This window comes from Kitasatospora sp. NPDC127111 (assembly GCF_042677465.1).
GTDB lineage: Bacteria > Actinomycetota > Actinomycetes > Streptomycetales > Streptomycetaceae > Kitasatospora.
Genome location: NZ_JBHXTG010000008.1, coordinates 166,965 through 175,051 on the forward strand (window position 1 = coordinate 166,965; position 8,087 = coordinate 175,051).

An 8,087-nucleotide genomic window follows, 5' to 3' on the forward strand; every position below is an offset into this window, starting at 1 on the left:
CCAGGGGCTCGCGGGGATCGATCGGCGCTGGTCCAGCCCGATGACCTTGCAGGTGGAAGGGCGGATCCGGTTGGGTGACCCGCTCTGCCCCCCTAGCCTGCCGGACGACGCCCGCCGATCGCGAGCCCTGCGGCTGGCGACTTCCCGCGCTGGCGTGAAGTCGCCACGCGTGTCCGGCTGCTGGCTCTGAGTCAGCCGAACGGTCGATAGGCGGCCCGACGCTGGGCCGGGCGGATGCCGGGCCGCGCCCACGTGAGACGTGAGAACGGCCACCGCGGCCGCGGGGAACACCGCAACCGGCGGCGTGGTTGACCTCCGTCGGCAGCAGCGTCCGCCCGCCAGGGAGGCGGCCGCTCCCGGCGGCCGAACGCGACCGCCAGGACGCCACCGGAGCAGCAGGAGGGCGGACGGCATGACCAGCGAGGACCAGCAGGAGCGCGGACCGGAGCCGCGGGCCGGCACGGCGATCCGGGACACGGCGATCCGGGGCACCGCCCGCGGTACGGCGCCCGCGCCGCTCTCCATCCTGGACCTGGCCACCGTCGGCGTCGGCCGCACCCCGGCCGAGGCGCTGGCCGCGACCACGACCCTCGCCCGCAGCGCCGAGGAGTGGGGCTACCACCGCTTCTGGGTCGCCGAGCACCACGGCATGCCGGGCGTCGCCAGCTCCAGCCCGGCCGTCCTGCTGGCCCACCTCGGAGCCCACACGACGACCCTGCGGCTCGGTTCCGGCGGGGTCATGCTGCCCAACCACGCCCCGCTGGCGATCGCCGAACAGTTCGGCCTGCTCGAAGCCCTGCATCCCGGCCGCATCGACCTCGGGCTCGGCCGGGCCCCCGGCACCGACCCGGCCACCGCCCGGGCCCTGCGCCGTGGCCTCGGCGAGGGGGCCGACGACTTCCCCCAGCAGCTCGCCGAGCTGACCCACTTCCTGGACGGCGACTTCCCGCCCGGTCACCCCTACGCCCGGCTCACGGCCGTCCCCAAGGGCGACGGGCGGCCGCCGGTCTGGCTGCTCGGCTCGTCCGGCTTCAGCGCCCAGCTGGCCGGGCGGCTCGGCCTTCCGTTCGCGTTCGCCCACCACTTCAGCAGCGCCAACACCGTCCCGGCCCTCGACCTCTACCGCTCGTCGTTCCGCCCCTCCGCCGTCCTCGACGAGCCGTACGCCCTGCTCGGCGTGAGCGCGGTCGCGGCCGACGACGAGGCGACCGCCCGCAGGCTGGCCCGCTCGGCGGCGCTCGCGATGCTCCGGCTGCGCCGCGGGAACCCCGGCCCGATCCCCACCCCCGAGGAGGCCGAGTCCTACCCGTACAGCCCGGTGGAGGCCGACTTCATCGACGACTGGCTGGGCAACGTCGTCCTCGGCTCGCCCGGAGAGGTCGCCGACGGCTTGGAGGCGCTGCGCAAGCGGACCGGTGTGGACGAGCTGATGGTCACCTCGCACATCCACGGCCACGAGGCCCGGCACCGCTCGTACGGGCTGATCGCCCGGGCGTACGGCCTCACCGGGGAGACCGCCACGGCCTGACCGCCCGGCGTCACGGCCCGCCCCGGGCCGGCGTCGCGGGGAGCCGGGAGGTCCGCCCCGACGCGCGGGCGCCTTCCGCGCTCCCCCGCGCCCGCCGTGGCGTCCCGGCCGCCCGCGTCGGGGTCGGCCCGGGCACCAAGGTCAGGGCCCCGGCCGGCGCTACGGCCGGCGCGGTCCGCGGGCGTCGTCCGGGACCGGCCGGTTCTCCCGGAGTATGGCCGCGACCAGTTCGGCCTCGCCGGGCCGGGCGAAGTACCAGCCCTGAGCGGTGTCGCAGCCGGTCAGCCGCAGTCGCTCGGCCTGCGCCGCGCTCTCGATCCCCTCGGCGGTGACGGTCAGGCCGAGGGTGTGCGCCAGCTGCACCATCGCGCCGACGATCTGCTCGTCGGCGTCGCTCCGGCGGGAGCCGAAGCCGGGGAGTTCCGGCCGGCCGGCGGGGGCCGGGTCGCGGAACCCCTCGATGAACGTGCCGTCCAGCTTCAGGACGTGCACCGGCAGTCGGGAGAGGTACGCCAGGTTGGAGTAACCGGTGCCGAAGTCGTCGATCGCGATCCGGACGCCCATGTCGGCGAGTGCCTGCAGCGCCTGCAGCGGCCGCCCGCCGGGCCCCAGCAGCGCACTCTCGGTGATCTCCAACTGCAGCAGCCGGGCCGGCAGGCCGGTGCTCTCCAACGCCTGGGCCACGTCGGCGACCACGTCGGAGTCCCAGATCTGACGGGCGGCCAGATTGACGCTGACGAAGGTCTCGGTCCCGGGGAACTCGGTGAGCCAGCGCTGCGCCTGGCGGCAGGACTCCTCAAGCACCCACTTGCCGAGCGGCACGATCGCGCCGGACTCCTCGGCGAGCGGGATGAAGCGGTCCGGGGAGAGCGTCCCGTACCGGGGGTGACGCCAGCGGACCAGGGCCTCCGCGCCGTGCACGGCCCCGTCGGCGAGGCCGACGAGCGGCTGGTACTCGATGGTGAACTCGCCGCGTTCCAGGGCCGGGCGGAGCGCGGTGGCGAGCAGCTGGCGGGTCAGCTGGTGGGCGCCCCGGTCCGGGTCGTAGAGGGTCCAGCGGGCCCGGCCGTCCGCCTTGGACCAGTAGAGGGTGGCGTCGGCGTCCTTGACCAGGTCGGTCGGGGTGGTCTCGTGCACGGAGCGCTCGACGACGCCGACGCTGGCGGTCACCACCAGTCGGTGGCCGGCCACGTCGAAGGGCCGTTCCAGCGTCTCCAGGATCCGGGCGGCCAGTTCGGTCAGCTGGTCGCTGCCCCGGCTGTCGGTGACCAGGACGGCGAACTCGTCGCCGCCCATCCGGGCCACGAGGTGGGTGCCGTGTCCGGAGAACCCGCGCCGCAGCCGGGTGGCGACGGCGATCAGCAGCTGGTCGCCGATGTGGTGGCCGAGGGTTTCGTTGATCGCGGCGAACCCGTCGAGGTCCAGGTAGCAGACGCCCACCCGGCGCTCGTCCGGGGCGGCCGTACTTGCCGCGGCCACGCCTGCCGCGGCCGCATCTGTCGTGGTCACAGCTGGCGGGGCGGTGTCTCCCGTGGCCGCATCTCCCGTGCCCGCACCGACGGTGACCGGGTCGGCAGCGGGTGGCGAGGTGGCCTCGACCGTGCTCGGCCCGCCGCCGACCGGGCCGGTCACCGCGAGGCAGGCGGCGTCGAGCCGTTCGAAGAAGAACGTCCGGTTGGGCAGCCGGGTCAGCGGATCGTGCAGGGCCTGGTACTCCAGGCGGTCGCCGAGGCGGCGCTGCTCGGTGATGTCCTCGACCATCGCCAGCGTGTAGAGCGGATTGCCCTTGCCGTCCCGGATCAGCGAGATGGTCACCTTGCTCCACACCGTGCGGCCCTCGCGGTGTCTGAGCTGCTTCTCCACCCGGAGCCGTTCGCGCCCGCCCCCGACCAGTTCGGGGAACAGGCGGTCCGGCATGCCCTCCGGGTCGATGACGTCATGGATGTGAGTGCGGACCAGTTCGCCGGCCCCACAGCCGACCAGGGCGGCGAAGGCGGGGTTGACCTCGATGATCCGGTCCTCGGGATCGATCAGGGCCATGCCGATGCCGGCGTCGCAGAAGGCGGCGCGGAACCGGGACTCGCTCGCGCTCAGCGCGGCCAGCAGTCGTTCCGTCCCCCCGGGCGGTAGATCGGACCCGTCGGCGGGCCGGTGCGTCCCGTTGCTGAGCGGGGCCGAGCAGGTGGGGCAGAGGATGACCTCCGCGCCGCCCGTACCCGGGAGGCCGGTCACGGTGTCGACGGCCGGGCCACCGGCGGGGCCGCCGTTGGCGTGGCCGTCACGGCCTGAACCACCGTGAACAGCACCGCCGTTGGCATGCCCGCCGTTGGCGTGCCGACCGTGGGAGTGCTTGCCGTTGACGGGGTCGCCGTTGACCGGGTCGCCGTTGACGGGGCCACCGTGGGAGGGGGCGCCGTTGGCGGGGCGGAGGACCGGCGACCGGAGGTGGCGTTGCGGTTCCTCGTGCCGCACGCCTGGGTGGTGTGCGTCGGCCCCCTCGTTCTGGCCCGGCACGGCATGCTCCCGTCCGCTGCTGACGCTTGACGCTTAAGGCTGGTCCGGCCGGTCACCCGGAACTGCGGCGGCCGGCTCCCGCACTCTGTCGAGGTCCTCGCGGTCCGGTGCGGAGTGCTCACGGTGGAGCGCTCGGGTGGGGATCCGCGTGAAGAACAGGGCGCTGCGGCCGATCATAGGACGCGACGGCAACGCGCGGTAACCGCCGCCAGGGTGATTCGCCCGCTTTCGGATTATGTGCGGCGGTACGTGCAGACGCCCTTGGTGTACATCACATGATGTGCACCAAGGGCGCGTGCTTCCAACGTGCGCCCCCGGGCGCTGGTCGAGCGCCGGGAGCGCGCCTACCGTGACGGCGCGGCGAGATTTCTGGGCGTCAGGCCAGCTTGGCGGTAAGGGTGATGGTCGTGCCGGTGAGGGCCTGGCTGACCGGGCAGTTCGCCTTGGCGTCCTCGGCGGCCTTCACGAAACCGGCCTCGTCGAGGCCGGGCACGTCGCCGGTGACGGTCAGGTGGATGCCGGTGATGCCGGTGCCGGGCTGGAAGGTGACGTCGGCCTGGGTGTCCAGCTTGGCGGGAGGGGTGCCGGCGCCGGCCAGGCCGTGCGAGAGGGCCATCGAGAAGCACGCGGAGTGCGCGGCCGCGATGAGCTCCTCCGGGCTGGTCTTGCCGTTGGCCGCCTCGGCGCGGGCCGGCCAGGACACCGGGTACGTGCCGATGCCGGACGAGGCGAGGGTCACCTCGCCCTTGCCGTCGAGCAGGTTGCCTTCCCAGACGGTGTGCGCGGTGCGGGTGGTTGCCACGATCGGTACCTCCATCACTGAGGGACTGCTGATTCGTCACTTCCGGTCATGCCGCGCACCAGCCTACGGGCTGGCCCGGGGGCGGCCACAAGTAGCGCCACGGGGTGCCGCGGCGGGAATTTCCGCAGGCTCGGGGCCGGGTGGGGGCCGGACGGGGAGGTGGGCCGGGCAGTCGTCCGTCCCCTGTCCGGATCGTGGACGGTTGCGCCAAATGATGATGATCTGCACCGGGGGCCCTGTTAGATTTGCCCGGGCCTGATCCCCGGCCTTCGGACGGCCGGGCGCCCACCCACCAGAGAGCCGCGGAGCCGCCCCGATGACGGATCACCCCACGACCCCCGATGCCGGACTTCCCGAGGGGATCGACGATGCCGTGCGGGCCGAGCTGACCAGTCTGCGCGAGAGCATCGACAACATCGACGCCGCGGTGGTCCACATGCTGGCCGAGCGCTTCAAGGCGACCCAGCGGGTCGGGCGGCTCAAGGCCGACCACAAGCTCCCGCCGGCCGACCCGGCCCGGGAGCGCGACCAGATCCGCCGTCTGCGGGAGCTGGCCGCCGGGGCGCACCTGGATCCGGTGTTCGCGGAGAAGTTCCTCAACTTCATCATCGCCGAGGTCATCCGGCACCACGAGAAGATCGCCAGCGATGCGGTGACCGGCCAGAACGTCGCCGGCTGACGACTCCGCGGGGCCACCCGGGCCGCCGTCGGGGCCGGCCGGGGGATCACCCGGGCGGGTGTCCCGCCGGCCCGCCGCCCCACCTACGGCCGGTGTTGTTGTCGGATGGGGGTAAATGCCCGATTTCGCGAGGCTTCCCAGGTGGCGTACCGTGCAGGTTCCCCAGCCGGAGAGGTGGAGCAGCGACGATGGCGGTGAACCTGCCCGATACGCACGGCGATGCGGGAGCCGGTCAGGCCCCGGCTGCGGGCGCCGGCCTCGGTGATCCCGGCCCCGGTGATCCCGGCGCTCCGGAGGCCCCGAGCGACACTGCCCCTGGTGCCCCTGGCGTTCCCGTCGGGGGCCGTGCCGCGGCCCGGCGGGCGCGGACGGGGAAGGCGGGCAGGGCCGCACGGGCCAAGGGCTCGAAGGCGCGGCGGGCGGGGCGTCGTCACCGGCCGTGGTGGATCGAGATTCCCGCGATGGCCGCGGTCGGGCTGCTCGTCGCGCTGCTGATCAAGACCTGTCTGTTCCAGGTGTTCACCATCCCGTCCGGATCGATGGAGAACACCCTGCGGATCGGCGACCGGGTCGGCGTGAACAAGTTCGCGCCGCTCACCGGCTGGGAGCCGAAGCCCGGCGAGCCGGTGGTCTTCAAGGACCCGGGTGGCTGGCTGCCGCCGCAGCCGATCGACGGCAACCCGTTCTCCCGGGCGCTGGGCTCCGCGCTCGGCTTCGTCGGCCTGGTGCCGCCCAAGGACGACAACTACCTGGTCAAGCGGGTCATCGCGACGGGTGGCCAGACCGTGCAGTGCTCGGGCACCACGCTCACCGTCAACGGCGCCAAGGTGGCCGAGCCGTACCTGCACCCGGGGGACGACTCCTGCGCGGGGCTGGACTTCGGCCCGGTGACGGTGCCCCAGGGGTACGTCTGGGTGGAGGGTGACCACCGGAGCGACTCCGCCGACTCGCGGTACCACCAGCGCGGCCCGGGTGGCGGCGCGGTGCCGGTGGACAACGTGGTCGGCCCGGTGTCGGCCGTGGTGTGGCCGCTCAATCACCTCGACTGGTTCGGCTGGGTCGGCCACTGACCCCCGGGCCCGGCGGCCGACCGGCCCCGACCCCTGAGCCGGTGGCCGCACGCGCCCGCAGCTCGCCCAACGCGAGGGAGCCTGGACCGCCCGCGTCCACCGCCCGCCCAACCGCGCCCGCCTCAGCCGCGCCCGCGTCCACCGCCCGCCCGAACCACGCCCGCCTCAGCCGCGCCCGCGTCCACCGCCCCCGCGTCCACCGCGCCCGCCTCAGCCACGCCGTCCACCGCGCCCGCGTCCACCGCGCCCGCCTCAGCCACGCCCGTCTCCACCACGCGCGTCTCCGCGACGGCCGCGGGCTTGCTCGCCTGGGCGGCGAAGGCGCCGGCCAGGACGAGCAGGCCGCCCGCCGTCTGCGGCACGCCCAGGTGTTCGCCGAGCAGGACCCACGCCAGGAGGGTGGCGACGACCGCCTCCAGGTTGGCGACCACCCCGGCGACCGGCGGCGACAGGTGCCGGACCGCGATCACGCCGGTCAGGTAGGCGAGCACGGTCGCGATCAGGACCATCCAGGCGGCCGGGAGCAGCGCGGGCAGCGAGTGCCCGTTCATGACGACGTTCCCGCCGAGCAGGCTCCAGTCGGCGGTCCAGGGGCGGGTGAACGCGGTGAGCACGACGGCGCCGATCAGCAGGCCGTAGGCGCTGATGGCGAGCGGCTCGACCGGACGGTCGCCCCGGCTGCCGGCGTCGGCCAGGACGAAGTACCCGACCTGGCAGCAGGCCGCCCCGAGGGCGAACAGGACGCCCAGGGCGTCGAAGCTCAGGCCGTTCCAGACCTCCACCACGCAGGCGAGCCCGGCGACGGCGACGCCGGCGCCGATGGCCGCGCCCCGGCTGATCGGCTTGCGCTGGACGAACTTCACGTAGCCGAGCAGCAGCGGCGGCCCCAGGTACTCGATGAGCAGGGCGACGCCGACCGGGATGCGGGAGATGGCCGCGAAGTAGCAGGCCTGGACGCCGGCCACGGCGAGCAGGCCGAAGCCGAGCAGCAGGCCGGGCCGCCGGAGCACCGCGTCGCGGTGGCGGTAGGCCAGCGGGAGCAGGACCACGGCGGCGCCGGTGACCCGCAGCCAGACCACGTGCAGGGGGGAGAGGCCGGCCTCGATCAGGGGCTTGGCCGCCGTCCCCGAGCCCCCGAAGGCGACGGCGGAGACCAGGGCGAGGGTGAGACCGAGGGTTCTGCCCGGAGATCGGCCGAGCAGGGGCTTTGAGCTGTACACCAACGCATTGTGACAGTCATGCCATCGGTTTTGTAAGGCGCCATTTCGTCATTTGGTCCTGCCGCCATCTGTGCGCAGCGGCAGGTTCACAGGGAACGGACTTCGGTTGGAGGGGGAACGGGAGCGAGCCGCCGGAACGACGTCAGGGCAGCAGCGAACCCGAGCCGGACCCCGCCCCCTAGGGCAGGTATTCGGTCGTGATCAGTGGGCCCGGGTGAGGTCCTTGATCCAGATGACCGCGCCGCGGAGGTGGAGGCCGGCGAGGTAGCTCTCC

At 74.0% G+C, this 8,087-nt stretch carries 6 protein-coding genes; 3 read left to right on the forward strand and 3 right to left on the reverse strand.

Annotation, left to right across the window (positions count from 1 at the left end):
• The first annotated feature begins 412 nt into the window (after positions 1 to 412).
• The gene (locus tag ACFVHB_RS08100; protein WP_380316883.1) at positions 413 to 1,528 is read left to right on the forward strand and encodes an LLM class flavin-dependent oxidoreductase; all 1,116 of its coding nucleotides are present in this window, start codon (positions 413 to 415) and stop codon (positions 1,526 to 1,528) included.
• A gap of 159 nt (positions 1,529 to 1,687) precedes the next feature.
• Here ACFVHB_RS08100 and ACFVHB_RS08105 read toward each other — a convergent pair whose 3' ends face one another.
• Together ACFVHB_RS08105 and ACFVHB_RS08110 are read right to left on the reverse strand one after the other, a co-directional pair.
• The gene (locus ACFVHB_RS08105; protein WP_380316886.1) at positions 1,688 to 4,000 is read right to left on the reverse strand and encodes a putative bifunctional diguanylate cyclase/phosphodiesterase; all 2,313 of its coding nucleotides are present in this window, start codon (positions 3,998 to 4,000) and stop codon (positions 1,688 to 1,690) included.
• 418 nt (positions 4,001 to 4,418) lie between these two features.
• Positions 4,419 to 4,844, reverse strand: a complete 426-nt coding sequence (locus tag ACFVHB_RS08110) for an OsmC family protein (protein ID WP_380316889.1) — start codon at positions 4,842 to 4,844, stop codon at positions 4,419 to 4,421.
• Between the two features lie 316 nt (positions 4,845 to 5,160).
• Between ACFVHB_RS08110 and ACFVHB_RS08115 the strand changes: the two genes are divergently transcribed.
• Both ACFVHB_RS08115 and lepB read left to right on the forward strand, forming a co-directional pair.
• Positions 5,161 to 5,523: a chorismate mutase gene (locus ACFVHB_RS08115; RefSeq protein ID WP_380316892.1), complete on the forward strand. Its 363-nt coding sequence runs from the start codon at positions 5,161 to 5,163 to the stop codon at positions 5,521 to 5,523.
• A 461-nt stretch (positions 5,524 to 5,984) separates the two neighbouring features.
• Positions 5,985 to 6,593, forward strand: coding sequence for a signal peptidase I (gene lepB / locus ACFVHB_RS08120; RefSeq protein WP_380316894.1), 609 nt, complete (start codon positions 5,985 to 5,987; stop codon positions 6,591 to 6,593).
• 122 nt (positions 6,594 to 6,715) lie between these two features.
• Here the strand turns inward: lepB and ACFVHB_RS08125 are convergent, their stop codons facing one another.
• On the reverse strand, positions 6,716 to 7,795 hold the full coding sequence (locus ACFVHB_RS08125) for a DMT family transporter (RefSeq protein WP_380316927.1): 1,080 nt from the start codon (positions 7,793 to 7,795) through the stop codon (positions 6,716 to 6,718).
• Positions 7,796 to 8,087 lie beyond the last annotated feature (292 nt).